At 59.4% G+C, this 24,979-nt stretch carries 33 protein-coding genes; 13 read left to right on the plus strand and 20 right to left on the minus strand.

The annotated features are described in order from the left end of the window. The first annotated feature begins 60 nt into the window (after positions 1-60). On the plus strand, positions 61-396 hold the full coding sequence (locus SynA1524_RS03985) for a Tat pathway signal protein (protein WP_286188670.1): 336 nt from the start codon (positions 61-63) through the stop codon (positions 394-396). On the opposite strand, the gene SynA1524_RS03990 is transcribed toward SynA1524_RS03985, so the two are convergent. From SynA1524_RS03990 to SynA1524_RS04000, 3 genes are all read right to left on the minus strand, one after another. After that, positions 357-1,322: a mechanosensitive ion channel family protein gene (locus tag SynA1524_RS03990; protein ID WP_286188671.1), complete on the minus strand. Its 966-nt coding sequence runs from the start codon at positions 1,320-1,322 to the stop codon at positions 357-359. The genes SynA1524_RS03985 and SynA1524_RS03990 overlap by 40 nt on opposite strands. 112 nt (positions 1,323-1,434) lie before the next feature. Further along, entirely contained in the window at positions 1,435-2,052 is a 618-nt protein-coding gene (locus SynA1524_RS03995; RefSeq protein ID WP_186499046.1) for a DUF938 domain-containing protein, read from the minus strand. A 9-nt stretch (positions 2,053-2,061) separates the two neighbouring features. Beyond that, complete coding sequence (locus SynA1524_RS04000) at positions 2,062-2,376, minus strand: ArsR/SmtB family transcription factor (protein ID WP_186499047.1); 315 nt, start codon at positions 2,374-2,376, stop codon at positions 2,062-2,064. 63 nt (positions 2,377-2,439) lie between these two features. On the opposite strand from SynA1524_RS04000, the gene SynA1524_RS04005 reads away from it, so the two are divergent. From SynA1524_RS04005 to SynA1524_RS04020, 4 genes are all read left to right on the plus strand, one after another. Beyond that, positions 2,440-3,462, plus strand: a complete 1,023-nt coding sequence (locus tag SynA1524_RS04005) for an ArsJ-associated glyceraldehyde-3-phosphate dehydrogenase (RefSeq protein ID WP_186499492.1) — start codon at positions 2,440-2,442, stop codon at positions 3,460-3,462. Continuing rightward, positions 3,459-4,712, plus strand: a complete 1,254-nt coding sequence (arsJ, locus tag SynA1524_RS04010; protein WP_186499048.1) for an organoarsenical effux MFS transporter ArsJ — start codon at positions 3,459-3,461, stop codon at positions 4,710-4,712. The genes SynA1524_RS04005 and arsJ overlap by 4 nt, the downstream gene beginning before the upstream one ends. Next, on the plus strand, positions 4,709-5,242 hold the full coding sequence (locus SynA1524_RS04015; protein WP_286188672.1) for a thermonuclease family protein: 534 nt from the start codon (positions 4,709-4,711) through the stop codon (positions 5,240-5,242). The genes arsJ and SynA1524_RS04015 overlap by 4 nt, the downstream gene beginning before the upstream one ends. A 90-nt stretch (positions 5,243-5,332) precedes the next feature. Next, the gene (locus tag SynA1524_RS04020; protein ID WP_186499049.1) at positions 5,333-5,569 is read left to right on the plus strand and encodes a hypothetical protein; all 237 of its coding nucleotides are present in this window, start codon (positions 5,333-5,335) and stop codon (positions 5,567-5,569) included. Between the two features lie 88 nt (positions 5,570-5,657). On the opposite strand, the gene SynA1524_RS04025 is transcribed toward SynA1524_RS04020, so the two are convergent. Continuing rightward, positions 5,658-5,867 carry a DUF8641 family protein gene (locus tag SynA1524_RS04025; protein ID WP_186499494.1) on the minus strand — a complete coding sequence of 70 codons (210 nt, stop codon included), beginning with the start codon at positions 5,865-5,867 and terminating at the stop codon, positions 5,658-5,660. A gap of 126 nt (positions 5,868-5,993) precedes the next feature. Here SynA1524_RS04025 and SynA1524_RS04030 point away from each other — a divergent pair, with 126 nt between their 5' ends. The 3 genes from SynA1524_RS04030 to SynA1524_RS04040 are packed head-to-tail and all read left to right on the plus strand — an operon-like array spanning position 5,994 to position 6,664. After that, positions 5,994-6,182, plus strand: coding sequence for a PM-15 family protein (locus tag SynA1524_RS04030; protein WP_186499050.1), 189 nt, complete (start codon positions 5,994-5,996; stop codon positions 6,180-6,182). A gap of 15 nt (positions 6,183-6,197) precedes the next feature. Beyond that, the gene (locus SynA1524_RS04035) at positions 6,198-6,425 is read left to right on the plus strand and encodes a hypothetical protein (protein ID WP_186499051.1); all 228 of its coding nucleotides are present in this window, start codon (positions 6,198-6,200) and stop codon (positions 6,423-6,425) included. 44 nt (positions 6,426-6,469) lie between these two features. Then, positions 6,470-6,664 carry a DUF8635 family protein gene (locus SynA1524_RS04040; RefSeq protein WP_186499052.1) on the plus strand — a complete coding sequence of 65 codons (195 nt, stop codon included), beginning with the start codon at positions 6,470-6,472 and terminating at the stop codon, positions 6,662-6,664. A 101-nt stretch (positions 6,665-6,765) separates the two neighbouring features. On the opposite strand, the gene ppk2 is transcribed toward SynA1524_RS04040, so the two are convergent. From ppk2 to SynA1524_RS04055, 3 genes are all read right to left on the minus strand, one after another. Then, the gene (gene ppk2 / locus SynA1524_RS04045) at positions 6,766-7,677 is read right to left on the minus strand and encodes a polyphosphate kinase 2 (RefSeq protein WP_186499053.1); all 912 of its coding nucleotides are present in this window, start codon (positions 7,675-7,677) and stop codon (positions 6,766-6,768) included. A gap of 76 nt (positions 7,678-7,753) precedes the next feature. After that, the gene (locus tag SynA1524_RS04050) at positions 7,754-9,088 is read right to left on the minus strand and encodes an ATP-binding protein (RefSeq protein ID WP_186499054.1); all 1,335 of its coding nucleotides are present in this window, start codon (positions 9,086-9,088) and stop codon (positions 7,754-7,756) included. 1 nt (position 9,089) lies between these two features. Next, positions 9,090-9,815 (minus strand): response regulator, encoded by a 726-nt coding sequence (locus SynA1524_RS04055; protein ID WP_186499055.1) that lies wholly within the window; start codon positions 9,813-9,815, stop codon positions 9,090-9,092. 137 nt (positions 9,816-9,952) lie between these two features. Between SynA1524_RS04055 and SynA1524_RS04060 the strand changes: the two genes are divergently transcribed. Further along, positions 9,953-10,414 carry an EF-hand domain-containing protein gene (locus SynA1524_RS04060; protein ID WP_186499056.1) on the plus strand — a complete coding sequence of 154 codons (462 nt, stop codon included), beginning with the start codon at positions 9,953-9,955 and terminating at the stop codon, positions 10,412-10,414. On the opposite strand, the gene SynA1524_RS04065 is transcribed toward SynA1524_RS04060, so the two are convergent. Genes SynA1524_RS04065 through SynA1524_RS04080 form a run of 4 tightly spaced genes read right to left on the minus strand, consistent with a single transcriptional unit; the run spans position 10,399 to position 12,186 of the window. Continuing rightward, complete coding sequence (locus SynA1524_RS04065) at positions 10,399-10,770, minus strand: hypothetical protein (RefSeq protein WP_186499057.1); 372 nt, start codon at positions 10,768-10,770, stop codon at positions 10,399-10,401. The genes SynA1524_RS04060 and SynA1524_RS04065 overlap by 16 nt on opposite strands. Then, positions 10,767-11,012, minus strand: coding sequence for a hypothetical protein (locus SynA1524_RS04070; RefSeq protein WP_186499058.1), 246 nt, complete (start codon positions 11,010-11,012; stop codon positions 10,767-10,769). The genes SynA1524_RS04065 and SynA1524_RS04070 overlap by 4 nt, the downstream gene beginning before the upstream one ends. A gap of 13 nt (positions 11,013-11,025) precedes the next feature. After that, a complete protein-coding gene (locus SynA1524_RS04075; RefSeq protein WP_186499059.1) occupies positions 11,026-11,643 on the minus strand; it encodes a DUF4335 domain-containing protein in 618 nt (205 codons plus the stop codon). A 6-nt stretch (positions 11,644-11,649) separates the two neighbouring features. Beyond that, a complete protein-coding gene (locus SynA1524_RS04080) occupies positions 11,650-12,186 on the minus strand; it encodes a DUF3038 domain-containing protein (protein WP_186499060.1) in 537 nt (178 codons plus the stop codon). Positions 12,187-12,229: 43 nt separating this feature from the next. Between SynA1524_RS04080 and SynA1524_RS04085 the strand changes: the two genes are divergently transcribed. Next, entirely contained in the window at positions 12,230-12,748 is a 519-nt protein-coding gene (locus SynA1524_RS04085) for an adenine phosphoribosyltransferase (protein WP_502707916.1), read from the plus strand. Here SynA1524_RS04085 and SynA1524_RS04090 read toward each other — a convergent pair. From SynA1524_RS04090 to dapB, 5 genes are all read right to left on the minus strand, one after another. After that, positions 12,739-12,951: a DUF2949 domain-containing protein gene (locus SynA1524_RS04090; protein ID WP_186499062.1), complete on the minus strand. Its 213-nt coding sequence runs from the start codon at positions 12,949-12,951 to the stop codon at positions 12,739-12,741. The genes SynA1524_RS04085 and SynA1524_RS04090 overlap by 10 nt on opposite strands. Positions 12,952-12,970: 19 nt before the next feature. Further along, the gene (locus tag SynA1524_RS04095) at positions 12,971-14,116 is read right to left on the minus strand and encodes an FAD-dependent monooxygenase (protein ID WP_186499063.1); all 1,146 of its coding nucleotides are present in this window, start codon (positions 14,114-14,116) and stop codon (positions 12,971-12,973) included. Positions 14,117-14,155: 39 nt separating this feature from the next. Continuing rightward, complete coding sequence (locus SynA1524_RS04100; protein ID WP_011127682.1) at positions 14,156-14,410, minus strand: CAB/ELIP/HLIP family chlorophyll-binding protein; 255 nt, start codon at positions 14,408-14,410, stop codon at positions 14,156-14,158. A 67-nt stretch (positions 14,411-14,477) separates the two neighbouring features. After that, positions 14,478-15,134, minus strand: a complete 657-nt coding sequence (locus SynA1524_RS04105) for a DUF8619 family protein (protein ID WP_186499064.1) — start codon at positions 15,132-15,134, stop codon at positions 14,478-14,480. Between the two features lie 12 nt (positions 15,135-15,146). Beyond that, a complete protein-coding gene (gene dapB, locus SynA1524_RS04110; RefSeq protein WP_186499065.1) occupies positions 15,147-15,980 on the minus strand; it encodes a 4-hydroxy-tetrahydrodipicolinate reductase in 834 nt (277 codons plus the stop codon). A gap of 116 nt (positions 15,981-16,096) precedes the next feature. On the opposite strand from dapB, the gene SynA1524_RS04115 reads away from it, so the two are divergent. Beyond that, a complete protein-coding gene (locus SynA1524_RS04115; protein WP_186499066.1) occupies positions 16,097-20,107 on the plus strand; it encodes a magnesium chelatase subunit H in 4,011 nt (1,336 codons plus the stop codon). Positions 20,108-20,117: 10 nt separating this feature from the next. Here the strand turns inward: SynA1524_RS04115 and SynA1524_RS04120 are convergent, their stop codons facing one another. The 4 genes from SynA1524_RS04120 to SynA1524_RS04135 are packed head-to-tail and all read right to left on the minus strand — an operon-like array spanning position 20,118 to position 22,921. Then, on the minus strand, positions 20,118-21,095 hold the full coding sequence (locus SynA1524_RS04120) for a GlcNAc-transferase family protein (protein ID WP_186499067.1): 978 nt from the start codon (positions 21,093-21,095) through the stop codon (positions 20,118-20,120). Continuing rightward, a complete protein-coding gene (gene folP / locus SynA1524_RS04125; protein WP_502707906.1) occupies positions 21,092-22,000 on the minus strand; it encodes a dihydropteroate synthase in 909 nt (302 codons plus the stop codon). The genes SynA1524_RS04120 and folP overlap by 4 nt, the downstream gene beginning before the upstream one ends. Further along, positions 21,918-22,649 (minus strand): triose-phosphate isomerase, encoded by a 732-nt coding sequence (tpiA, locus tag SynA1524_RS04130; protein ID WP_186499069.1) that lies wholly within the window; start codon positions 22,647-22,649, stop codon positions 21,918-21,920. The genes folP and tpiA overlap by 83 nt, the downstream gene beginning before the upstream one ends. 32 nt (positions 22,650-22,681) lie before the next feature. Then, positions 22,682-22,921, minus strand: coding sequence for an RNA-binding S4 domain-containing protein (locus tag SynA1524_RS04135; protein WP_286188674.1), 240 nt, complete (start codon positions 22,919-22,921; stop codon positions 22,682-22,684). On the opposite strand from SynA1524_RS04135, the gene SynA1524_RS04140 reads away from it, so the two are divergent. Continuing rightward, positions 22,920-24,665: an ABC transporter ATP-binding protein gene (locus tag SynA1524_RS04140; RefSeq protein ID WP_186499070.1), complete on the plus strand. Its 1,746-nt coding sequence runs from the start codon at positions 22,920-22,922 to the stop codon at positions 24,663-24,665. The genes SynA1524_RS04135 and SynA1524_RS04140 overlap by 2 nt on opposite strands. 48 nt (positions 24,666-24,713) lie before the next feature. Next, the gene (locus tag SynA1524_RS04145) at positions 24,714-24,953 is read left to right on the plus strand and encodes a DUF6447 family protein (RefSeq protein ID WP_186499071.1); all 240 of its coding nucleotides are present in this window, start codon (positions 24,714-24,716) and stop codon (positions 24,951-24,953) included. Positions 24,954-24,979: the final 26 nt, after the last annotated feature.

Consider the following 24,979-nt stretch of genomic DNA (forward strand, 5'->3'; position numbering starts at 1 on the left):
TCCTGCCAGACCGGTTCTGATCAGTGATCAGGACGACCGTTTGAAGGCAGTCCAGAATTGGTGAATCGGCGCGAGTTGTTGACGATGTCGGTGTTCACCCTTCGATGCTCCAGCTGCGGCGCGGCTGTGGAGATTCCCGGACGCTTCGGCTTCAAATTGAAAAGTTCCGGTGCCGGCAGGCTGCTCTGCCAACGATGCCGGCAAAGCAGCTTTCTGAAGGCGAGGCGGGAACAACTTGATCAGGCGATTGAGGCTGAGATCCAGCGGATGCGCTGGGTTCCTGCCGCGGCAGTGGTGCTGGCATTGACCCTGGCCATCAGCCTCGTGTGGTGGCACCAGGCGCAACAGAACCGTCCTCAGGACTCTTTGCCGGAACGGGTCTCGTCTTCGAGGTAGAGGGTCTGGCTTGGGAAGGCGAACTCGATCCCTTGCTGGGCAAAGGCTTCCATGATCCCCAGATTGATGGCCTGCTGAGCATTCAGCGCCGTGGTGAAATCCCTGTTGTCGATGTAATAAACCAGCTCAAAATTCAGGCTGGAGTCACCGAACTCGGTGAAGTGGCAGCGACTGAAGTTGGTGTTGTCGACCGCATTTATCACCTTTTCCACCATGATTGGAATGGCTTTCATCTGATCCACTGTGGTGCTGTAGGTGACACCGAGTGAATAGATCATTCGCCGCGTGTTCATGTCGGCAAAATTCAGGATCGTGCTGTTGGTGAGAGCGGAATTGTTCATCACTACGATTTCCCCTCTCAGGCTGCGCAGGTGGGTGGAGCGAACGCCAATTCGTTCTACCGTGGCCCAGGTTGAGCCGACGTTGATGAACTGCCCCACCATGAACGGTTTGTCCAGCAGGATCATCAGGTATGCGAACAATTCCTGGGCAGGATCTTTCAGGGCCAAGCCAATCCCGATGCCACCAGCGCTGAGCAGCGCCCAGATGGCAGCAAGTTTCACCCCCAGGCTCTGAAACAGCACGAGCGCACCGATCATCCAGATCAATGCCTTGATGAGGGGTTGCAGGCTGATGAACAGCTGTTGAAGGTCATCTCCGCTGCGTTGAGCAACACCCTGCAGAAAGCGAATCCCAAGGCGATTGGCGAATCGGACGATGACAACGGTGCCGAAGATCCGCAGCACGACGTCGTAAGCCCGTTGGACGTCGTTGCTGAGACCGAGGTCGCTCTGAATCAACAACAGGACAACGACGATTCCAAATGGGAGAATCGACTCTGACAACGTGCGGAGAACAAAGTCGTCAAAGTCGCCAGGTGTTTTTCGCGTGAGCTTCGGAAAAACATTGCGAAGCAGGAATGACACCAGCAGCGTGATGGTCGTTCCCACAGCGATATGGGTCAGAAGTTGAGTCAGGTTCAAGCTGATCGTTAGTGGTCCAGTGATTCTGAAGGGTTGCCCATGGTTGGCAATGCGTTCAGCGTCGCCTGAGAACCAGCGTGGTGTTGTTTGCCGGCATGGCGTGACGACCATCGAGATTCATCGGGTGATGGGTGAGCAGGGCATCGATCCAGTCCAGATCCCTTAATCCCCAGCGCGGGTCGCGTTGCCGTAAGGAGGCGTCAAAGGCCGCATTGCTGGCACTGGTGTGACAACCGTTGTGGCAGAAGGGTCCATAGATAATCAGAAGGCCATTCGTTGGAAGGCGGTCGCAGGCTTCCTGCAACAGCGCTTCCGTGCAGGTGGCTGGGCTGATGTGCAGCAGGTTGATGCACACCATGGCCTTCAGATCCTCCACGACAGCGGTTGGGAGGGGCCAAGGGCGCTGCTCGACATCCAGATCCAGGGCATCAGGCATCACGCCAGCCAGTTCGGCGTGACGGATCCAGGCGTTGATGCTGGCCCGGTGGTCGGGATCCGGATCACTGGCTTGCCACAGCAGTTGAGGGAAGCGTCGTTGAAAGGTGATGGCATGTTCACCACTGCCGCTCGCGATCTCGAGCACTGAACCATCCGCGGGCAGCAGCGTTTCGAGCAGATCACCGATCGGCTCTCGGTTGCGTTCTGTGGCGGGGAAGAACAGGCGTTGGTCCATGGATGCGGATCACTCGGAACAGAGAGGGGCGCTTCTGGAGCAGTGCTGCCGCAGGGCGGCCAACCAGTCCTCCAACGCGGAGAGGGCATCAGGCTGCAATCGGTAATAGGTCCAGCGGCCGCTGTGTCGGTCAGCCAGCAGTCCGCAATCCCGCAACACGCGCAGGTGAAACGACAAGCGCGATTGGGTGATTCCCAGATCCGCGGTGAGATCACAGACGCAGCGCTCGCCCTCGGCCAGGGCGTGGATCACGTCAAGACGGGTGGGGTCTGAAAGAGCCTTCAGGGTTTGCCGGGATTGCTCTGTGGTGAGGGTGTTCTGCATCACCTGAGCGGCTTTCCATGACCTGTTTGGATCAACATAATTTGATTAGTCGTGGGTCGCAGCATGCGCATTGGTATCAACGGCTTCGGGCGAATCGGTCGCCTCGTGTTCAGGGCGCTCTGGGGTCGGCCCGGCATCGAGCTGGTGCATGTGAATGACCCCGCGGGCGACGCTGCGACCGCCGCTCACCTCCTGGAGTTCGACTCAGTGCATGGACGCTGGGATCGCGGCATCACCAGCGATGCGGACGGTTTCTCCGTGGAGGGATCACCACTGACCTGGTCGAGCGAGAAAAACCCCACAGCAGTGCCCTGGACAGCGCGCGGGGTGGAGATGGTGCTCGAGGCCAGCGGCAAGATCAAGACCCCGGAGACCCTGAACCCCTACTTCGATCAGGTGGGGCTGAAACGGGTGGTGGTGGCCTGTCCGGTGAAGGGTGAAGTGGCCGGCGAGGAGGCACTCAACATCGTGTACGGCATCAATCACGATCTTTATGAGCCAGAGCGGCACAGGTTGGTGACGGCTGCCTCGTGCACCACCAACTGCCTCGCTCCCGTGGTGAAGGTGGTGCACGAGAGCTTCGGCATCGAGCACGGAATGATCACCACCATTCACGACATCACCAACACCCAGGTGCCGATCGATGCCTTCAAGAGCGATCTGCGCCGGGCCCGCTCCGGCCTCACATCCCTGATCCCCACCACCACGGGCTCAGCCAAGGCGATCGCCATAATCTTCCCTGAGCTCAAGGGCAAACTCAATGGCCATGCCGTGCGGGTGCCATTGCTGAATGGATCGCTCACCGATGCGGTGTTCGAGCTCAAGCAGAACGTTTCGGTTGATCAGGTGAATACTGCGTTCAAGGCCGCCTCAGAGGGCGCCTTGAAGGGAATCCTGGGTTACGAGGAGCGCCCCTTGGTGTCGTGCGATTACACCAACGACAACCGCAGTTCGATCATCGATGCCCTCTCGACGATGGTGGTCGACGACAACCAGTTGAAGGTGTTCGCCTGGTACGACAACGAATGGGGCTACAGCTGCCGGATGGCAGACCTCACCTGTCACGTGGTGGGGATGGACGCGTGAAGCTCTCCGCTCTGCAGCAGTACGGAATCGTGACCGCCAACTACTGGGCGTTCACGCTCACCGATGGTGCGTTGAGGATGCTGGTGGTTTTCCATTTCCACCAACTCGGCTACACCACCCTCGAGATCGCCTTCCTGTTTCTCTTTTACGAGTTCTTCGGGGTGGTCACGAACCTGTATGGCGGTTGGATCGGTGCGCGCTACGGCCTGCGGCTCACCCTCTGGGTTGGAACGCTGCTGCAGATCCTCTCGCTGGTGATGCTGATTCCGGTGGCAGCCAGCTGGCCGAAGCTGCTGAGCGTGATTTACGTGATGGCTGCTCAGGCGATCAGTGGGATTGCCAAGGACCTCAACAAGATGAGCGCCAAGAGCGCCATCAAAACCGTGGTTCCTGAGACCCCGGATGATGCTCAGCGGGGCGAAAAGCAACTGTTCAAATGGGTCGCCATCCTCACGGGATCCAAGAACGCGCTGAAGGGAGTCGGCTTCTTTCTGGGCGGCGTGTTGCTCACCGCCTTTGGTTTCAACGCTGCTGTGGGTTGGATGGCAGCTGGCCTGGCCCTGGCCTTCCTGTTGACCTTGGTGCTGCCAGGTGAGATCGGAAAGATGAAGTCGAAGCCGGCCTTTTCCTCCCTGTTCTCCAAATCCCAGGGCATCAATGGGCTGTCGTTGGCGCGTTTCTTTCTGTTCGGAGCGCGCGACGTCTGGTTCGTGGTCGCCTTGCCGGTGTTTCTGGAGGCTTCACTCGGCTGGAACTTTGAGCAGGTGGGTGCCTTCATGGGCACCTGGGTGATCGGTTACGGCATTGTCCAGGGTTCAGCACCGGGCTTGCGACGGCTTTGGGGACAGACGACTTCCCCTGGAGTGTCGGCTGTGCAGTTCTGGAGTGCTCTGCTTACCGCCATCCCTGCTTTGATCGGCGTTGCTCTGTGGCGCGACGCCAACGTGGCGGTTTCCATCACCGCCGGACTTGCGGCTTTCGGGGTGGTGTTTGCGATGAACTCCTCCATCCACTCTTACATGGTGCTGGCATACACCGATGCGGAGAGTGTCAGCCTCAACGTGGGCTTCTATTACATGGCCAACGCCGCAGGACGATTGGTCGGAACCCTGCTCTCCGGTGCTGTGTTCATGCTGGGTCGTACAGCATCCGGTGGCATGCAGGCCTGCCTGTGGTGTTCTTCGCTGCTGGTGTTGTTGGCCTGGCTCAGCAGCCTCAGACTGCCTGCTCCGCTGAGGACAGCCTCTTGAAGACGTTGATGGTGGCTGCCGGCATCAGCACTCTGTTGATGCACAGTCCTGCCCTGGCCCATGAGAGCGCGAAGGTGCTGAGCATTCACAACGGGCAGCAACTGTTGATTGACGTGAACGGTCAAGGCAGAACCCTGCGCCTGGCTTGTCTGCAGGCTCCCCGCAGCCAACAGCGCCTGGCTTGTCTGCAGGCTCCCCGCAGCCAACAGCGCCCCTGGTCAACCCGCGCATTGGCTGTCATTCAGGAACTGGTTCGTCCTGGGGATGTGGGCGACTTCGAGCTCAGAGCGAGGGATGTTTACGGCCGTCTTGTGGGCCGGTTCTTGATCAACGGGCAGGACCTGGGTGCCGAACTGGTCCGTCGCGGTGCGGTGTTCTCCTGGGATGGATTCCTGGGCCGCTGTGATGACCTCGACTACGACGGCATTGAGGCCAAGGCTCAAGCGGCTCGACGCCGCATCTGGTCTGCGTCAGCTGGAGTGAAGCGGCCTTGGGATGTGATGGAAGCCTTCAACGACGGCGAACCCTGAGTGCCGGCTGAGGGATTTCAAATCGGTCGCCGTGCACACACCAGTTCTGAGGGGCATGTCACTGAATGGGATGGAGATGAAGTTGTGCCCATGACTGTTGAGCCAGGCAGCACCGATTGCCGTTTGTTGATTGATGCCAAGCGATCCCTGGAGGATGTTCTGAAGACGTTGGCGGATCTTCCCCACACCGATCACATCCGCCAGCAGTTGCTGGCAGTTCACAACCAGTTGGAGGGGATGCATGATTTGAAGAGAGCCGGCGGTGCCGGTGTGTCCTTCCGATCCTCGTCTTGGTGTTCGAAAACGACCGACGTCCTGGCTGGTTGAATTGGGTTTTTCTGGCAATATTTCTCTGGTCGTCCTGGCAACTGGTGGGCTTCTGGGTGCAGCAGCTTCAACGTTGATCCGAGCTGGATCAGGCGAAGCTCACTAGCCTGACTGTTCCCCAGAGGTCGAACACGCAGAAGATCAGTCCGATCACGATGATGTCCCAGGCTCGATGACGGATGGCCCATGGGGCCAGGAACAATTCGGCAATGCCGTGGAGTGCTGTACCGAGGGCAATGTGTTCGAGCACCAGCAACCCATGGGCCAGGAGGAAAAGTCCACTGGCCACGCACCGCATCACAACCTGCCAGTTTCCAAGCAATGTCTTGATTCCTGGCATGGAAGATCAGAAGGTTACGTGGGTTGCGCTCACGGCTCAAGGGCTTGACTGGCCACAATGTAACAACCTTGTTACATCCTTCTCATGACTCTCGGCGAAGTTCTCCTCTCGTCCCTCAGCAGTGGCGTGATCACCCAGGACGAGGTGGATTGGGTCACCTGTCACCAGCATTGCTTCAGTCGCGAGGAGGTGGCCTCGGCCCTTCGCCTCGGAAGGCTCATCGACACTGGCGACGTCAATTTGGGTTGCCGCCTGCCCTTGTTTGTTCGCTGAGGTCAGACTGGTGGTATGCGGAGAGAACGTTGCTGGGTTTGGTTCCGTGGCGGTCTGAATGAGTCCAGCCGCTGGGTGGGTGGTTTTCAGGCCACCATCGATGCGGAGCGGGGTGTTTTGATTCAGCATCCCGGCTACAGGGATGCCCGTGTGCCCACCTGGCGTGTCACCACCGTTGAACCTGACGATCTGGAAGCTCCGCCAGAAGGGCTGGATGAATCCGGTCCGTGGCAGTTCTTCTGACGCACCCCATGCAGCAAAATGGATTCAGTTCATTGCTGAGCCCTGTGGCAACCGCTGCTGAGAAAAAGGTCATCGTCAAGAAACGCCTGCAGGAGCTCCGCAACATGTGCAGGGATCACTACGCCGTTGTGGCTGAAGAAAGCACGATGCCCGACCCGGCTGACGTTAGGGCCACGAATGCCAAATTGCAGGAGCTGATGGATCTTCTGGATGGCAAGGCCAAGTGGGACGACGCTTGAGCTAAGTCGTCGTCGAAGAATCCGAATACATACCAATCTGTGATTTGTATTCGAATCATTCTTCAAGTAGATTCTGATTTTAGAAACCCAAATTTTTTGGATCAGTCTTTGTAGGGGTAATTGTTGGGCACAAAGAACTGCTCGTTTAAGGGCGGCCGTTTGTAGTCACCTTGCTCGGGACGCGCAGGCATCTCGATTGGAGGAGGTGACATGTCTTCATAGGGGACTTTGCTCAGCACATGGCGCAGGCAGTTGAGGCGTGCCCGACGCTTGTCGTTGGCTTCAACGGTAAACCAGGGAGCCTCAGGGATATGCGTTTTGGAGAACATGATGTCCTTCGCTTTGGAATATTCCACCCAGCGAATTCGGGACTCGATGTCCATCGGGCTGAGTTTCCAGCGACGTTCCTCACAGTCAATCCTTGACTGGAAACGTTTCTCCTGCTCTTCGTCATTGATGGAGAACCAGTATTTGAGCAGCAGGATTCCGTCCTGCACCAGCATCCGTTCGAACTGAGGGCATGCCACGTAGAACTGCTCCACCTGTTCCTCGGTGGCAAATCCCATCACCCGCTCAACACCTGCCCGGTTGTACCAGCTGCGGTCAAAGACCACGATCTCACCGGCACTGGGGAAGTGCTCCACGTAGCGCTGGAAATACCACTGGGTCTTCTGTTGATCAGACGGCGTCCCCAAGGCGACCACGCGGCAGCCCCGTGGATTCATCGGCTCTGTTAAACGCTTTATCGAACCGCCTTTGCCTGCGGCATCCCGTCCTTCAAACAGGACGATCATGCGGAATCCGGTGGCCTTGACCCAGTACTGCATCTTGACGAGCTCAGATTGCAGCTTCGCCAGTTCCTTCTCGTAGGTCTTTTTTTCCAGGCGTTTGTGGTCGCTGGAAAACCCCTCCTGCAGCTCCACCAGGATCTCCTGCGGGTGATCGACGTCACCATCGCTGTGGTCCAGAGCATCGAGCACCGCAGCCATGTCGTGCTTGTGGTTCTTGCTCATCAGGCTTGTGAATTTTCAAGCCCTTTTTGGCAGTGGCGGGTTAAACCGTCGTGTGCCGATCATGATTTTTGAATATTCATCCCTTGGCCTGCCCCTCTGAAGGAAGGGTCAACACCACGGCGAATCGGCCGGGGTTGCCGGGTCCCCTGCGGACGGTCACTGTCCCGTCGTGGTGCTGCATCACATGGTTCACAATGGCTAGACCGAGTCCGCAATGGCCCTGCTGTCCGCGGGCCTCATCGAGCCTCTGAAAAGGTTGCAGGGCACGGCTCCACTGCGCGGTCGGAACGCCTGATCCCTGATCCCAAACCTCAAGGCTGGTGCCGTCCTTGGTCGTCAGGAGGCGGATCACAATCGGTGGTTTGCCATAGGTGAAGGCATTGTCGATCAGGTTGCTGACGGCTCTGCCCAGTGCAATCGGGCGGATGCGGGCCTGAACAGGTGTTGGTTCGAGATGCAGTTGCTCGCTCGGGTAGCTGGCCACCACTTCTGCCAGCCACAGCTCCAAGGGACAGACCACCGGCGCCTCACGCTCTCCGCCTCCGGCATACATGAGGAACTGACTGGTGATGCGCTCGAGTGACTCAAGGTCATGGCGACAGCGCTGGCGTTCGGTGGCATCCAGGCTTGGCAGCGCCAGACGAAACTGCAGGCGGGTGATCGGAGCCCTCAGGTCGTGGGCAATGCAGGCCAGCATCGTTGCTCGTTCCTGACGGTTGGCAGCCAGGCGCTGCACCATTGCATTGAACCGTCGGGTGATGCGTTGCACCTCAGGGGCACCTTGTGCCTGGAGGGCAGGAGGGTCGTTGCCCTCACCAACGCGAGCCAGGCCCCGCTCCAGACCACGCAGTGGCTGTTCAACTTCCTTGAGCAGATACACCACACCGGTGATGATCACAGCCCCCACCAAGGCGATCAGCATCAGCATCGGATCAGGTGGCCAGCGGCGGGTGGCTGGAATCGCGCTACGCAGCCAGACCGGCTCGAGGGGTGAGATCAATTCGATCCAGATCTGCTGGCCCCCCCCTTGAACTGCTGTCGTCTCGCCGGAGGTTGCCGGCAGCAGCATCGGGCAATGGGACAGACGTGAGCAGAGCTCCTGTTGTAATTCACGCCGCCGATCGTCATTGGAGCGGTCGTCCCTCTCCGGTCCTGGGGGCTGGACCGCAATCACCAGATCCAACCCCGTGAGCTCCTTGATCAGCGCTGGTGGATAGCGCTCCAGGGTGAGTTCTGTAAGGCGGATATTCAGGGCCAGATCCCGTCCCAGCTGAAGGGTCTGAAGCCGGTTCAGTTCCCGGCCGAAGAGGAGCTGCATCAACATCAGACACAACAACCAGCTGCCCAGCAGCAAGGAACTCCAGCCACTGATCTGAAGCATCAGCGACCTCAGAACGAGGGCACGGGTCATCTCAGCGCGAGCGCGGCGTGCCGTCCGGGACAAAGACGTAGCCGTATCCCCACACGGTCTGGATGTAGCGAGGCCGGGTTGGATCGGGCTCCACCAGTTTGCGAACTCTGGACACCTGCACATCCATGCTGCGACTGTCGGTTTCACTGCCGGGGCCCCGGGCCAGTTCGATCAATCGTTCTCTGGACAAAGGACGGTGGGGGTGCTGAACAAAGGCCGACAGCAGGCTGAATTCACCGCTGGTGATGATTTCCGCCGTGCTGCCCTTCATCAAGGTACGGGCGGAGAGGTCCAGCACGTTTTCTCCAAAATGCACCTGCTCTCCATCCACCAGCGGCGTCCCTGCTGGTATCGCCATGCGACGGCGTAGCACCGCATCGATTCGAGCGGTCAGTTCACGTGGGAGGAAGGGCTTGCCCAGGTAGTCATCGGCGCCCTGCTCCAGCCCGATGATTCGATCCACCGCCTCCCCCCGCGCCGTCAACATCACGACGGGCAGATCATCGCCAGCATCCCGGAGTCGTCTCAGGGCTGTCAAACCGTCGTCGCCGGGCAGCATCACATCGAGGACCAACAAGTCGGGGCGCTGACATTCCAGCCGCGCCTCCAACTGCTTGACGTCGCAGAGGCAGCGCACGTCATAGCCCTGATCGATCAGGTAAGTCCCCACCATTTTGCGCAGCTCCGGGTCGTCATCCACCACCCAGACCATCGACGTCTTCGACATTACAGTCATCGTCTCTTTGGATGGTATGTAGCTCCAGGCATGACGTCTCTTTGCAGGCGCATCCAGTCACAGCTTTGAGGCTGGCGGTCATGCCTGAGTCATCGGCAATGCCCTTGACGCTCCATAGGCTGTGGCTCATGAAGGTCCCCGTCATGATCGCGGCTGCATCGGCGAATCTGATGCTGGTCAATGGGCTGGCCTGGTCCATGCCGGATCAAGGCTCAATGCGGGTGTACAACCAGCGGATGGAATCGTTGTTTCTGCGGCTCGACTCGGATGGCAACGGCCGACTCGAGCATCAGGAATTAAATGGCCGTCCTGCCTTTCAGCGCCAGTTGAAACGGAAGACGGGGAGGGATTTCCTGCTGCTGGAGGACATACGGACCCAGAAGGGAACAGTGCGGGGTCAACGGCTGACACGCCGGTTTCGAGGGGCTGATCGCAATTCAGATCGCCGGCTTAACCGCAGGGAGGCCGCCCGTCTTCCCTGGATTGAACGACATTTCGATGGTCTTGACCGGAACAGGGATGGTCATGTGACGCTGGAGGAACTTTGGGATTTGCAGCGCTCCTTGGCTCCGCGTCAACGGCGCCCTTGATGTTTGGGTGGAAAGAAGAGCATCCTCAGCAATCTGAGCAACCGCCAAAGCCCTGCGAGCATCAGCACCGCGGCAAGAATGACCAATGCGGCGATCAGAACGACGCCTCCCAGGCCGAGCATGGCGCTGAGCAGCTGTTGGATGCCGCTGATCAGATCGGAGATGGCCTGGCTGACCAGCACCATCAGATCCACTTGTTCGGGAAGTCGCTGCAGCAGCACAACAATGCCGATGCCGCTCGACAGCAGCAGCAGGATCACGAGCAGATGTCTAATCACCATCCCGACGGGGAGCCGACGTCTCCGCCGGAAGACGCGACGCTGACTGCGTTGGGAGGGACGAGCGAGTTTGCTCATGGCACAAGGCTGTACCCAGACCCACGCATCCAACGCTCGAACTCGATCAGGACCAACTCGTTCGGACAGTCAATCAAGGTGAGATTGCCGACGGTGCAGTCCCCGTAGCCACTGTGGTGAAGCGTGAGGTGATAGCCCGATCCGCTGAGCCCACAGACCTCAGGATCACTTCGAACAACCACGTCAAGCGACGCTCCGATGCGGGCGACGCGTCGCCTCAGGTCGGACCAGCTGGCGGCCATATCCCGTTTCTGATCACTTCGTCTCGTTGACGATTCTGGACCCTGGTTCGGCCACGTCAACGCTGGTGGTGGTCCTTGGCCGTTGAGGCAGAGGCAACAGCAGAGCCAGGGCGGTGGACAGGCTGATCACCAGGCCACCGAGTGCCGCTGGCCCCAGTCGACGTTGCAGCGGGATCCGCTCCAAAAGGTCCCTGCGAGCTAAGGGACGATCCTCGGGATAGGTCCATTGCAGCTTGACCTTGTCATCAAGGCGGAGGCGATCGAGACAGCGCACCAGATCAGCCAGATCCGCATCATCGAGCAGGAGCTGCAACGGCTTGACGCCCTCGCGACTGCTCCGCAGCTGCAGCTGGTGTTTGCCGTCCACCGCTTCGATGCCGACGAAGCCCTGATCCCCCCCGAAACGCCCGCCGATGCCGGAGAGCTGGTGACGGGCATAGGGCATGACCGCGGCCATCATCGCTTCGAGGTGGTCGCGGGTGCCCTCGAGTTCGGGGGCACCCACCAGTTGAAGCCTCCAGCCAGAAAGGATGCCGATGGTGTCACCCTCCTGTCCATCCGACAGATCTGGATACCCCTCCACCACCAGGCGAGCGGCCGTTTGTTCGTAGCAGTGAACTGTTTTCAGCATGGCTGTTCAGGGTGTTGGGTCCAGCAGAAAAGCCCGCAGCCGGTCGATGCCACCAGGTCCGGCCACCAGGGCCAGGGTGCTCACCAGTCGGTGGTGGGTCGGCGCATTGCTGGTCGGATCCAGCAGACGCAGCACAGCACCGCGCCGGAGATTCATCCGCTCCTCGATCAGATCCCCCAGTCGCTCACGCAGGAGCTCCCATCGCTGCTGAGTCAGCTGCTCAGGTTCCCGGGAGGACAGCAGCTGGTGAAGCATCGGATACAGCCTGTCCGCCATGGCACAGACCAGGGCAATCAACGATTCCGCATCCGTGGAGTCCAGCTGGTCCCGTCGAGTGATGCGCCGCAAGGGACTGTGGCAACGACGCTTCCACAGCACAACGCGATTGGGGAACTGGGCCTGAAGCCCCAGTTGATGACTTGTCCACAGCATGGCCTCGCCTCCGTTGAGATCGAGGGCCTCGGCCGTGAGGAGCAGAAGATCGAGCCGTTCAACACCCCGTCGGCTGAGGCGCACGCCACTCTGGGTTGGAGCTTTGGTCATGGCTGCGATGATGCCAGGGGTTGGACCCTCGCGTCAGCAGTCATTGGATTTACAGACTTATATACGCTCAATTCCGGACTTTCCCAAGCCGGGCATCCTGTTTCGGGACATCAATCCATTGCTGCGAAATCCCGCTGCGATGGTGGAAGTGATGCGGCGTCTTGGCGCGATTTGCGATGCGGTGCAGCCGGATCTCATTGTTGGCATTGAATCCAGAGGCTTCATCGTCGGCACGCCGCTGGCCCTGCAGCGCTCCCTTGGATTTGTCCCCGTTCGTAAACCGGGAAAACTGCCCGGAGCAGTGATCGGGGTGGATTACGCCTTGGAGTACGGCACTGATCGACTCGAAATCCAGAGCGATGCCCTGACCGGCAATCCCCGGGTGCTGGTGGTGGATGACCTGCTCGCCACGGGTGGAACTGCCGCGGCCACGGGATCGTTGGTGCGTGCTGCAGGCGGTGAGCTGGTGGGATTTGCCTTTGTGATTGAACTGGAGCCGCTTGGAGGACGTTCCGCCCTGCCTGATGAGGTTTCTGCGGAGTCGTTAATCCGTTACCCCTGATTGTTTTCCCAGTCGAGGACCTGTTGAAGCTGCTCAAGGCTGAGCAGACCGAAGCTCCAGAGCACGATGGGTAGCGGTGCTTGTTCCAGTTCAGCCTGGCGCAGCCCAAGGTTGAGGGCGTTGCTGCTCAGCCCAAGCCGAGCGAGCAGAAAGTCCTGAAGCTCCCTCGACGCTGCCGGTTGTGGATGGCTGCACACCACCATGGCTGAAATCCCTGTGGTTTCAGTCTGGCAAGGGTTTGAGCAGTTGGGTTGGCCCATCGGTCATGGCACGCAGGCTGATGCGGCGCAACCAACTGAACCGGGCCATGGCCTCGAGGCCGATGCGTCGGAAGGGGAGCAGCCAGCGTTGCTGATTGGAAAACAGCCTCACCAGGAGATCGGTGGCGAGCCCCACCATCAACAGATCCGCCCAGCGTGACCGCCCGTAGCGACGCGCCAGCCGCTGACTGGTTCCGCCATGCTCAGCAAGGTTTGTGAGGCTGGCGACATCGCGCCAGCAGAGGTTCAGCCCCTGCCCGCCGACCGGATGGCAGCGATGGCCGGCTTCGCCGAGCAGAACACCGCGGCCGCGGCTCAGACGCCTTGCCAGCGACCATTGCTGGGGAAAGGCTTGTGGCGTGTCAAGCAGCAGATCAGGCTCAATTCCGGCAGGAAGCACGGCTGCAAGTTCGTCAAGGAATTCCGGGGTCGATAAATCAGCTCGGCGCTGGCATTGCGTCCAGGGTGCGCTCCACACCACCTGAAAGATGCCGTCCCCAAGAGGTAAAATGGCGAAAGGGCCCTCTGGTCGGAACAGCTCATAGGCCATTCCAGGTTTCACACCTCTGAGGACAAGCTTCGAGGTGAGACATCCCTGGCAATAGCGGAATTGCCAGCATCCGATACCCCATTTCGATCGAGTCGTCGATCGGGGCCCATCCGCAGCGACGATCAGATCATCAATGCCAGGGGCTGGCGCTGCACAGCCCAGCGAGAGCTCAACGCGATGGTGCTGATGGAGACGATCCATCAGAAGTTTCATCAAGGGCTGATGGTCGAGGATCCACCCGATCGCTTGATGGCGAGCGTTCGAATCCGGAAGGTCGTCAAAGCCGAAGATCACGCGGCCGCCGCACGCCGAGTCTCTGAGATCGAGGGAGCTGAATGCCGTCAGGCTGCCCTGAAGAGCAGTCCAGAGCTTCAGATCCGTCAACAGACGGCGGCTGGAATGGGTGATGGCGTAGGCGCGGCTCCTAGACAGCAGCTCCTCGCGTGTCAGCGGATCAGTCAGAACAACGCTGCAACCCGTCGACGCCAGGGCAATTGCTGCCAGGGAGCCAGTCGGTCCGGCTCCCAGGATGTGAACGGTTGTCAAGGACTTGGCCATCCAATGAGTGTGGCCAACTCAGCCGGTGCGCTGTGAGCTTCAGCCCAGACCCAGCAACCCGTGGGTGAAGGCTTCACCACCGAGGGCGATTTCCGTGGCGAGCAGGGCGATAAAGCCGAGCATGGCCATGCGGCCGTTCAGTTTTTCAGCCCGTTCGTGGAAGCCCCAACCCTGCTCAGCTTCCACCACCTGCATGCGGGGCTCGGAAGCGAATGCGTTCAAACGACCGCCGTCTTCGGTGGTCACTGTGGCGCCGCGGATCACAGGAGCATCGGTGGAAGGGGTCTGAGCCATGGCGACATCAAGTGAATTGCTACAGAGTGTAAACCAGTTTTAAGAAATGTTCCCTGGTTGCTCTGATTCAGCTCTTACTGCTCAACCGTCGCTGGCATAGCTCCTCAAATGCGGGTCGCAGCAAGAAGGGGTATTCACCGGCCCACATCCGCAAGCCGGGCATCCAGGCATCGCTGAAGCTGCCAATGCGGGAAAAGTCCTTGCGGTCACTAAGTACCAGACAGCGAATCACCATTCCCCGTCGAATCGACTGATGCCGTTTCTCCATGGGAAACGCCAGGCGACCCAGGTAGCCATCCTCATCCTCAAGCTCCAGCAGCACCCAGGTCCGCCTGTTCTCCACCAGCTCCAGTTGCCCGCGACTGTCCGCCTGTTCGTGGCGACCTTCAACACGTTCTCGGGTGGTGACGTCTGCCACTTCACCTTCGAATAGCGCTGCCGCTGGATAGCGGCGCAGGGTGGCGTTGCGCTGGCCAGCCTCAACGATGGGGCCCCACAGCATGTAAAGGAAGAACACCACGCTGATCACCAGCCAGACAGGTCCCCAGCGGCTGCCTAGCTGAGCCTGGTTGTAAATCAGAAATGTGATCACACCGCCGATGGCGGCGATCATCAATCGCTGCAGCACCTGTTGTGGTGTTCCAAGGGAGGCGCGGAACTGATTGCCGGTGGCCACTGCCGGAATCAGTCGCTGCAGCTCTCCGGGTTTGAGGGGGATGAGCATGGATCGCAGCGTTCAGATCAGCCGTTCAAGGCCGTAAACCAGCGTCTGCAGTGAACGCACCTTGCGCACGGTGAGAAGGACACCCGGCATGTAGGCGGAACGATCAATGGTGTCGTGGCGCAGCGTGTAGGTCTCGCCCGGTGCACCGAACATCACTTCCTGATGGGCCACCAGGCCCGGTAAGCGCAGGGAATGGAGCCGAAGCCCGCTCTCACGACGACCACCTCGGGAGCCTGCCAGCGATTCATGCTCATCCACTTCGGCAGGGTTGAAGCTCTTGCCGAGCTCCTCCATCAGTTCGGCGGTTTTGATGCAGGTGCCACTGGGAGCATCCGCCTTGCGGTTGTGATGCAGTTCGGTGAGCTCAGCGTGGTCGTAAAAGCGTGCTGCTGCTGCTGCGGCCTGCTGCAACAGGACCATGCCGACGGAGAAATTTGGAATCACGGCTCCTCCGATGGAGGCCTTGGCAGCGAACTTACAAAGATCACTCAATTGTTCCGGGGAGAGGCCTGTGGTGCCAATCACTGGGTGCACGCCGTAGGCAAAAGCTGCCCGGGTGTGCTCGTAGACGACCGACGGATGGGTGAAATCCACCAGCACGGCCCCGGCTTCCTCATCCCGCACCGACTGGCTCACGGCGCAGAGGCAGCCTTCGAAATCGGCTGTCACCGCAACCTCCAGCTCGCCCAGTCCCAGTTCAAGGCCGATGTCACTCCCTTCTTTGCCGGCGGTGTTGTCGATGGCCCCCACCAGCGTGCAATCCGCAGATCCCACCACTGCCTTGATCACTTCGGCACCCATGCGACCAAGGGCACCGGCCACCACGACGGGTATGGATGGGGGCATCGACGTGCTGCGTGTCCCTAAAGCCTATGGGGCGACTCGTGTAACTCCCGATCCCGAATCCTCGCGTCCAAGCGGCGACTCGCCGTAAGGTTCTTCACATTGCTCAAGACGCGCAGATGTTCACACAGGTCCGCTCCGCCGATCGCCGCGTTGCTCCTGTAGAGGGACAGAACCACAAGTCCGTAATGAAGGCGGTTTATGTGGTGCTTGAGCCCCAGTACCAGAACGCGCTGACTCAGGCGGCAACTGCTCTCAATGCGTCTGGCAGTGAGCTTGGAATCGAGCTGAGCGGCTATCTAATCGAAGAGCTCCGTGACGAGGAGAACTACGCCGGTTTCTGTGCGGACGTGGCTAAGGCGGATGTGTTCGTCGCCTCGTTGATCTTCATCGAAGATCTGGCACAGAAGGTGGTGGATGCCGTTGCACCCCATCGCGACCGGCTCAAAGCGGCAGTTGTGTTCCCCTCCATGCCGGAGGTGATGCGTCTGAACAAGCTCGGCAGCTTTTCCATGGCTCAGTTGGGCCAGAGCAAGAGTGCGATTGCCGGCTTCATGAAAAAGAGGAAGGACGCCGGCGGCGCCGGTTTCCAGGACGCCATGCTCAAGCTTCTGAACACGCTTCCGACTGTTCTCAAGTACCTGCCGGTTGAGAAAGCGCAGGATGCCCGCAGCTTCATGCTCAGCTTCCAGTACTGGCTCGGGGGAACGCCAGACAACCTGAAGAACTTCCTGTTGATGCTGGCGGATAAGTACGTCTTCCCTCCTGCAGAAGGCGAGGAGCGTCCAGCGATGGAGGTTGCCGAGCCTGAAGTGTTCCCGGATCTGGGGATCTGGCACCCCTTGGCTCCGACGATGTTTGAGGACCTCAAGGAGTACCTCAACTGGACCGCCAGCCGCACCGATCTCTCCGAGGAAGCCCGCAAAGGCCCGGTGATCGGTTTGGTGCTGCAGCGCAGCCACATCGTTACCGGTGACGACGCCCATTACGTAGCCACAGTTCAGGAGCTGGAATTCCGCGGTGCCCGCGTGATTCCGATTTTCTGCGGCGGCCTGGACTTCTCCAAACCTGTCAACGCCTTCTTCTACGACCCGCTCAATCCTGAGCAGCCTCTGGTGGATGGCATCGTTTCCCTGACGGGCTTTGCACTGGTGGGTGGCCCGGCCCGACAGGACCACCCCAAGGCGATCGAGTCGCTGAAGAAGCTCAACCGCCCTTACATGGTGGCTTTGCCTCTTGTCTTCCAGACCACCCAGGAATGGGAAGACAGCGACCTAGGCCTGCACCCGGTTCAGGTGGCACTGCAGATCGCCATCCCTGAGCTCGATGGTGCGATCGAACCCATCGTGCTCTCAGGCCGTGATGACGCCACAGGTAAAGCACACACCCTGCAGGACCGGGTGGATGCCATCGCAGAGCGGGCCATCCGTTGGTCGTCCCTGCGGATCAAGCCCCGCATCGACAAGAAGCTGGCGATCACCGTGTTCAGCTTTCCGCCTGACAAAGGCAATGTCGGCACAGCGGCTTACCTCGATGTTTTTGGCTCCATCCATCGGGTGATGGAGGAGATGAAGGTCAAGGGCTACGACGTTCAAGGTCTGCCCTCCACACCAAGAGCTTTGCTCGATGCTGTCATCAACGACGCCGATGCCATGCAGGGAGCCCCCGAGCTCTCAATCGCACACCGCATGAGCGTGGAGGAGTACGAGCGCCTGACGCCTTACTCCGAACGACTGGAAGAGAACTGGGGCAAGCCCCCCGGCAACCTCAACAGCGATGGCCAAAACCTTTTGGTGTTTGGTCGCCACTTCGGCAATGTTTTCGTCGGCGTTCAACCCACTTTCGGCTACGAAGGCGACCCGATGCGCCTGCTCTATTCCCGTAGTGCAAGCCCCCACCACGGTTTCGCCGCGTACTACACCTATCTGCAGAAGATCTGGAAGGCGGACGCGGTGCTGCACTTCGGCACCCACGGTTCCCTCGAGTTCATGCCCGGGAAGCAGATGGGCATGAGCGAAACCTGCTACCCCGATTCACTGATCGGTGCACTGCCCAATCTCTACTACTACGCCGCAAATAACCCCTCAGAGGCCACCATCGCCAAGCGGCGGGGTTATGCCTCCACCATCAGCTACCTCACCCCTCCGGCCGAAAATGCTGGCCTCTACAAGGGGCTGAAGGAACTGGGCGAGCTGGTGGGCTCCTACCAGCAGCTGCGCGAAGGGGGCCGCGGCATTCAGATCGTCAACACGATCATCGAGACAGCACGTCAGTGCAACCTCGATAAGGACGTCGATCTTCCTGAGGAGGATTCGTCGACCCTTGAACTGGACGGACGGGATGCCCTGGTGGGTGCTGTTTACCGCCAGTTGATGGAGATCGAGAGTCGTTTGCTTCCTTGCGGTCTTCACACCATCGGCAAGCCTCCCACCGCTGAGGAAGCTGTTGCCACCCTTGTGAACATCGCTGCTCTTGAGCGCGAAGAAGATGGCCTGCGCTCACTTCCCGGCCTGTTGGCTGAGGCCATGGGCCGTTCCATTGACGACATCTACAAAGGCAATGACGACGGTGTGCTCGCCGATGTGGAGCTGAACCGCACGATCACGGAGACATCCAGGGCCGCTATCGGCGCCATGGTTCGCTCCCTGACCGGCCTCGATGGTCGCGTCAGCATGCGGAACAGCTTCGGTTGGTTCTACGACCTGCTGGCGAAGTTCGGACTCAAGCTCCCTTCTCCATGGCTACGGGCCTGCTGCGGTGCTGGATTTGTCCAGATTGATGCCACTGAACTCGACAAGTTGTTTGCCTATCTGCGCTTCTGTTTGGAGCAGATTTGCGCCGATATGGAAATGGAGAGTCTGCTCAAGGCTCTCGATGGTGAATACATTCTCCCGGGCCCCGGTGGTGATCCGATCCGGAATCCTGGTGTGCTGCCCAGCGGCAAGAACATCCACGCCCTCGACCCCCAGGCCATTCCGACCAGGGCTGCTGTCGCCGCAGCGAAGAGTGTTGTCGACAAGCTCATTGAGCGTCAGCGAGAGGAGCAGGGCACCTGGCCCGAAACGATTGCCTGCGTGCTCTGGGGCACGGACAACATCAAGACCTACGGCGAATCCCTGGCTCAGATTCTTTGGTTCGTCGGTGTCAAGCCGATGCCTGATTCCGTGGGTCGGGTTAACAAGCTTGAGCTGATTCCCCTCGAAGAGCTGGGTCGCCCCCGGGTGGATGTGGTGGTGAATTGCTCCGGTGTATTCCGTGACCTGTTCATCAACCAAATGGCTCTGATTGATCAGGCCGTGAAGATGGCGGCCGAGGCGGATGAGCCCCTCGAGCAGAACTTCGTGCGCAAGCACGCTCTGGAGCAGGCAGAGAAAGAGGGCACCTCCCTTAGGGATGCCGCCTGCCGCGTGTTCTCCAATGCCAGCGGCAGCTACAGCTCCAACGTGAACCTGGCGGTGGAGAACAGCACCTGGGAGGAAGAGGGCGAGCTTCAGGAGATGTATCTCTCCCGCAAGACCTTTGCCTTCAATGCTGATAACCCTGGTGAGATGAACCAGAAGCGTGAGGTGTTCGAGAACGTGATGAAGACGGCGGATGTCACCTTCCAGAACCTCGACTCCGCGGAGATCTCCCTCACGGATGTCAGTCACTACTTCGACTCCGACCCCACCAAAATGATCGCTGGCCTGCGGGATGACGGCAAAGCTCCCACCAGCTACATCGCTGACACCACGACGGCCAACGCGCAGGTTCGTTCGCTGAGTGAAACGATTCGCCTGGATTCACGCACCAAGTTGCTGAATCCCAAGTGGTACGAGGGCATGCTCGACTCTGGTTATGAAGGTGTGCGTGAAGTGGCCAAGCGCCTCAACTTCACCCTTGGCTGGAGTGCCACCAGTGGTGCCGTGGACAACTTCGTATACGAGGAAGCCAATGACACCTTCATCAATGATCCGGAGATGCGCAAACGCCTCCTGGAACTGAACCCCAACAGCTTCCGTCAGATCGTTGGAACTCTGCTGGAGGTTCATGGTCGTGGCTATTGGGAGACGTCCGATGAGAACATCGAACAACTCCAGGAGCTCTACCAGGAGGTTGAGGATCGCATTGAAGGCGTCGTGACTGACTGACCCTTCTGCTTCAGCTGGCTGGAAATTGGCCAGCTGAAGCATTTTGATTGATGGTTTGGTCTCGAAATGCAATTCCTGCCATTCGTTCGTAGTCGCTGAGATCTCGTCTTGTTCCAAGTCCGTATTGTTCCAAACCTTCGAAGTCCTTCAGGGTTGGGGCCAGATTGGCTGGAGCAATCAACAGGCTACCTAACAGCTTATGAACCCGAACGAGTGATCGTCGGTTCAGTTGAAACCAGTCTTGGTGATCGCTCCAGTGAGTGGCAGATGTATCGCCATCTCCACTAGAGCTTTTGTATAAGTGAAACAGTAATAATCGATTTGGGCAGTAAATATTGTATCCGTGGGTCCATAGTCGTGCCGACATGGAGATTTCTTCTCCGTAAAAATAGAGCTCTGGATCGTAGGGAACATTTTCAACGATTTTTCCGGGGCCGAACAGAAACCCACCGGCCACAAACGCATTCGGCAGTGGTTTCTCTGGTTGTTGCTCCGGCATTCGATATCGGCTGATGCCTTGAAATTTGAGGATGCCGTAGTCGTCAAAGGCCTTGGCCGCCATCACCGGCAATGTGCTGGTCTGCAGTTGGCACGGTTGTTGGAAGCCATTGGGATACACGCTCAAGACCGCTTCTCTGTCGTTGCAATCCCTCCACGTTTGCAACAAGAAATCGTCCCAGTTCCGGACAGCACGCATGTGGCTGTCGATCTGCAGCAGAAAGTCCTCACCGCTGTAGAACACTTGAGCCTGGCTGCGTGCCCAGCAAGCACCACGACTGTCTGCTGCGTCTACATCCTTGACCTGCAGATGGGCGTGATCAGGGAAGGATTGCTCGCCCCAGCTCAGGGGATCCGACGCATCCAATTGCAGGCAAATACCGAATTTCAGCCGCTCGGGATGAGCGGCCTGCTCAAGCAGATTGTTGAGCGATGCGGCGAGATCCGGGTCTCGATAAGCAGCGATCTGAACGAATATTGTGCTGGTCACCAGAGGGCTGACGCCATGCGCAACGTCTGCGCGATCGGACCCACGTCGTGAACCCTCACTAGTGCAACACCGGCCTGGGCACAACGACAGGCCACTGCCGCTGTTCCCCACAGGCGCGCCTTAGGTCTGGGTTCATCCAGTACCGCTCCGATGAATCTTTTGCGTGACGGTCCAACGAGAAGTGGTCTGGGTTCAAAGGTGAGCTGCTCAAGATCCTTCAGCAATCTCAGATTCTGCTCGTGGGTTTTGGCGAAGCCGAGGCCAGGATCCCAGATGATCTGATCCTCCCTGACCCCAGCGGTGACCGCCGAATCCGTCCGTTCCAGGAGTCCAATCTTCACCTCCTGAATCAGATCGCTGTAGTTGGTGAGGTCGTCCATCGTTTGACTGTTGCCGCGGCTGTGCATCAGCACCACCGGGCAGCCGGCATCGGCCACCACCCGCAGCAGCTCTGGATCCCTCCGTCCTCCGCTCACATCGTTGATCCAGCTGGCGCCGGCTTCCAGCGCTGCCGTCGCCACGGGTGCCAGGAAGGTGTCCACCGAGATCAACACCTCAGGCCATTGCTTGCGCACGGCGGCAAGCACCGGCAGCAAGCGTCGGCATTCCTCCTCAGCACCCACCTCTGTGGCACCGGGACGCGTGCTCTGGGCCCCGAGATCCAGTACATCAGCCCCTTGTTGCAATTGCCGCTTCGCTTCCTGGACTGCCGCCTCAACCTTGGTGAAACGACCGCCATCACTAAAGGAGTCCGGTGTGATGTTGATCACCCCCATCACGGCGGTGCGTTGCCGCCAGCCTTCAGGCCAGTGGTGACTCACATCAACTGGCCTGGTAGTTGGCAATGCGGGCGAAACTATCGGGCTTGAGCGAAGCACCACCGACCAAGACACCGTCGATATCACTCATGGCCATGAGTTCATCGATGTTGGTGGGCTTCACGGATCCGCCGTACTGAATGATCAGATCGGTGGCTCCCACCCAGCTTCGGATCAGTCCACAGATCCTGTTGGCTTCGGCTGACTCGCAGGTCTTACCCGTGCCGATGGCCCAGATCGGTTCATAGGCCACCACCAGTTTGTTGGCGTCCAACCCCTCAAGTCCCTGCTCGATCTGTCGGCGGATCACCCGCTCCGCTTCACCCCGTTCGCGCTGCTCATCACTTTCCCCAACACAGACGATGGGGATCAACCCCTTGGCCTGGGAGCAGCGGGCCCTGTGGTTGATCTGCTCATCACTTTCGCTGAAATATTTACGGGGCTCGCTGTGCCCCACGATTGTGTATGCGACGCCATGCTCGAGCAGCATTTCGGCCGAGATCTCAGCCGTGAAGGCACCGTGGTCCTGCCAGTGCACATTCTGACTCGCGAGTTCCACCACTGAATTTTCAGAGGCTGCCGCCATGGTGGACAGGGCAGTGAAAGGCGGTGCCAGAACGATCTCCCGGTCCTGGGGGGTCTCCGCGAGTTGCGGCAGGAAGGCCGCCATGTAATCCCTGGCCTGGGCACAGGTCATGTGCATCTTCCAGTTGCCAGCGATCACCGGTCTGCGCACGCCTTCAATCCTTGACTGATCTGCGGGCCAACTTACGGCGTGGTCGTGGATTCCCCTTCAACCACGGACTCCTCGCCGTCAAGAACAACACGATCTCCCGCGATCAGTTGCCGGCCACGACGGGTTTCCACCGTGCCATTGACGCGAACGTCTCCCATCTGGATTCGTTGTTTGGCCTCTCCGCCGGTGAACACCCAGCCCTTCCACTTGAGGTACTGATCCAGCTTCATCGGCGGCAGATGAACGACACGGTATTGATACTGTGCCGCCATGCTCACCCCCTCTCAGGCCGGCTTCCGGCGTCTGCTTCCACTGCTGCGACCGCATCTGCGTCAGCTGCTGATGGGGGGGCTGTGCATGGTGATTTACGTGGGCAGCTTCCCGCTGCTGGTGCGCCTTGCCGGTGAATTGTTTCCGGCGCTGGGCTCTCAGAATCTCAGCCGTGTCCTGCAGCTGATCGGCCAGGGGGTGCTGATCTTCGCGGTTCAGAAACTGGCCCAATTCGGCCAGGACTCTCTTTTGGCCGATCCTGCCCTTCGGGTCAGCCAGCGGTTGCGGCGGGAGTTGTTCAGCACGCTGCAGACCGTTGAGCTGGGTGCTCTCGAAAAGCTGTCCGCCGGGGATCTCACCTATCGCCTCACAGAGGATGCGGACCGCGTCAGCGAAGTTCTGTACAAGAGCATCCACGACACAGTCCCCAGCGTCCTGCAGCTTCTTGTGGTCCTGGGAACCATGGTCTGGCTGGACTGGAAGCTGACCTTGGCGATCCTGCTGCTGGCGCCGTTGATCATTTGGTTGATCAGCCTGTTCGGGGCGAAGGTGATGGTGGCCACCGAACGCAGTCAGAAAAAGGTCAGTGAACTCGCCGGTCTTCTCGGTGAGGCGATTGAGGGGCTTCCGCTGGTGCGGGCATTTGCGGCTGAACCATGGCTCCAAGAGCGGTTTGAGCAGGAAATTGACCAGCACCGACAGGCCAGGCAGCGCACTTACAGCCTTGTGGCTCTGCAACACCCCGTTGTGGGGATCATCGAGGTGATTGGCCTGTTCTCGGTGCTGGGCCTGGCGGCCTGGAGGATTCAGAGCGGTGACCTCGACATCTCTGGGCTCAGCAGTTACTTGACGGGCCTCATCGTTCTGATCGATCCAATTGCCCACGTCACAAACAACTTCAACGAGTTCCAACAGGGCCAGGCGTCGCTGAGGCGTCTGCGGGAGATCGAACGCGAGCCACGCGAGCCGGTGGATCCCCCCGATGCGGTGAATCTTGGTCAGCTGCGGGGTGACCTCAGGCTGGAGGGGGTGAGTTTTGGCTACGCCGTCGGCGATCTGGTGCTGCAGCAGCTGGACCTTGATGTTCCGGCGGGGACGGTGATGGCTCTTGTGGGACCGTCCGGAGCCGGCAAAAGCACACTGTTCTCCCTGCTGTTGCGTTTCAACGTCGCCCAACAGGGCCGAATTGTCCTCGATGGTCACGATCTCAGCACGCTTCGGGCTCGGGACCTGCGCTGCCAGCTGGCCCTGGTTCCTCAGCGAACCACGGTCTTTTCCGGTTCCATTGCTGAGGCGATCCGCTTCGGACGCCATGCCACCGATGCCCAGGTGATTGAGGCGGCTGTTCTGGCTAACGCGGATGGGTTTATCCGTGATTTGCCCGATGGTTACAACACCCAGCTGGAAGAACGGGGCACGAACCTCTCAGGCGGTCAGCTCCAACGCATCGCGATCGCTCGAGCGGTGCTGGGCAATCCAGCTGTGCTCCTGCTGGATGAAGCCACCAGTGCTCTGGATGCCGAAGCCGAAGCGGCTGTCCAGCTTGGGTTGCGACGGGCCATGCGTGGACGGACGGTTCTGGTGATTGCCCACCGTCTGGCCACGGTGCAGGAAGCCGATCAGATCGTGGTGCTTGAGCGTGGTCGCATCGTTGATCGCGGCACCCACGACAGCCTGATGCAGCGCGGCGGTCGCTACCGCGATTTGTGCGAGCGCCAGTTCATCCGTGATCTGCAGAACGGTTGAATCCCCCTACGATCGGCCCGCCGGTTCCAACCATCCCGGCTTTGAACGATGACCGATTCTTCAGCCAACAACCCCAATCCCGTCCTGACCTTTGAGGGAAATCGCTACGACCTCAACACCCTTCCTGATGAGCTGAAAGAGCTGGTGCGTGGCATGCAGGTTGCCGATGCCCAGTTGCGCATGCATGAGGACACCCTGAAGGTGCTCGCAGTTGGCCGTCAGAGTCTGGCCATGCAGCTGAATGAAAAGCTCAAAACTGTGACCCCTCTCCCCGAAGGTCAGGGCTGAGGCCTGGGATCCCTACAAAGCCGATG

It is taken from the genome of Synechococcus sp. A15-24 (genome assembly GCF_014280195.1).
Classification (GTDB): domain Bacteria; phylum Cyanobacteriota; class Cyanobacteriia; order PCC-6307; family Cyanobiaceae; genus Parasynechococcus.

Bases quoted from the DNA above. Each gene is read 5' to 3' on its own strand.
- SynA1524_RS03995 (WP_186499046.1), bottom strand. From the start codon at position 2,052: ATGGACCAACGCCTGTTCTTCCCCGCCACAGAACGCAACCGAGAGCCG.
- SynA1524_RS04000 (WP_186499047.1), bottom strand. From the start codon at position 2,376: ATGCAGAACACCCTCACCACAGAGCAATCCCGGCAAACCCTGAAGGCT.
- SynA1524_RS04005 (WP_186499492.1), top strand. From the start codon at position 2,440: ATGCGCATTGGTATCAACGGCTTCGGGCGAATCGGTCGCCTCGTGTTC.
- SynA1524_RS04020 (WP_186499049.1), top strand. From the start codon at position 5,333: ATGACTGTTGAGCCAGGCAGCACCGATTGCCGTTTGTTGATTGATGCC.
- SynA1524_RS04025 (WP_186499494.1), bottom strand. From the start codon at position 5,867: ATGCGGTGCGTGGCCAGTGGACTTTTCCTCCTGGCCCATGGGTTGCTG.
- SynA1524_RS04030 (WP_186499050.1), top strand. From the start codon at position 5,994: ATGACTCTCGGCGAAGTTCTCCTCTCGTCCCTCAGCAGTGGCGTGATC.
- SynA1524_RS04035 (WP_186499051.1), top strand. From the start codon at position 6,198: ATGCGGAGAGAACGTTGCTGGGTTTGGTTCCGTGGCGGTCTGAATGAG.
- ppk2 (WP_186499053.1), bottom strand. From the start codon at position 7,677: ATGAGCAAGAACCACAAGCACGACATGGCTGCGGTGCTCGATGCTCTG.
- SynA1524_RS04050 (WP_186499054.1), bottom strand. From the start codon at position 9,088: ATGACCCGTGCCCTCGTTCTGAGGTCGCTGATGCTTCAGATCAGTGGC.
- SynA1524_RS04055 (WP_186499055.1), bottom strand. From the start codon at position 9,815: ATGTCGAAGACGTCGATGGTCTGGGTGGTGGATGACGACCCGGAGCTG.
- SynA1524_RS04060 (WP_186499056.1), top strand. From the start codon at position 9,953: ATGAAGGTCCCCGTCATGATCGCGGCTGCATCGGCGAATCTGATGCTG.
- SynA1524_RS04065 (WP_186499057.1), bottom strand. From the start codon at position 10,770: ATGAGCAAACTCGCTCGTCCCTCCCAACGCAGTCAGCGTCGCGTCTTC.
- SynA1524_RS04070 (WP_186499058.1), bottom strand. From the start codon at position 11,012: ATGGCCGCCAGCTGGTCCGACCTGAGGCGACGCGTCGCCCGCATCGGA.
- SynA1524_RS04075 (WP_186499059.1), bottom strand. From the start codon at position 11,643: ATGCTGAAAACAGTTCACTGCTACGAACAAACGGCCGCTCGCCTGGTG.
- SynA1524_RS04080 (WP_186499060.1), bottom strand. From the start codon at position 12,186: ATGACCAAAGCTCCAACCCAGAGTGGCGTGCGCCTCAGCCGACGGGGT.
- SynA1524_RS04090 (WP_186499062.1), bottom strand. From the start codon at position 12,951: ATGGTGGTGTGCAGCCATCCACAACCGGCAGCGTCGAGGGAGCTTCAG.
- SynA1524_RS04095 (WP_186499063.1), bottom strand. From the start codon at position 14,116: ATGGCCAAGTCCTTGACAACCGTTCACATCCTGGGAGCCGGACCGACT.
- SynA1524_RS04100 (WP_011127682.1), bottom strand. From the start codon at position 14,410: ATGGCTCAGACCCCTTCCACCGATGCTCCTGTGATCCGCGGCGCCACA.
- SynA1524_RS04105 (WP_186499064.1), bottom strand. From the start codon at position 15,134: ATGCTCATCCCCCTCAAACCCGGAGAGCTGCAGCGACTGATTCCGGCA.
- dapB (WP_186499065.1), bottom strand. From the start codon at position 15,980: ATGCCCCCATCCATACCCGTCGTGGTGGCCGGTGCCCTTGGTCGCATG.
- SynA1524_RS04115 (WP_186499066.1), top strand. From the start codon at position 16,097: ATGTTCACACAGGTCCGCTCCGCCGATCGCCGCGTTGCTCCTGTAGAG.
- SynA1524_RS04140 (WP_186499070.1), top strand. From the start codon at position 22,920: ATGCTCACCCCCTCTCAGGCCGGCTTCCGGCGTCTGCTTCCACTGCTG.
- SynA1524_RS04135 (WP_286188674.1), bottom strand. From the start codon at position 22,921: ATGGCGGCACAGTATCAATACCGTGTCGTTCATCTGCCGCCGATGAAG.
- SynA1524_RS04145 (WP_186499071.1), top strand. From the start codon at position 24,714: ATGACCGATTCTTCAGCCAACAACCCCAATCCCGTCCTGACCTTTGAG.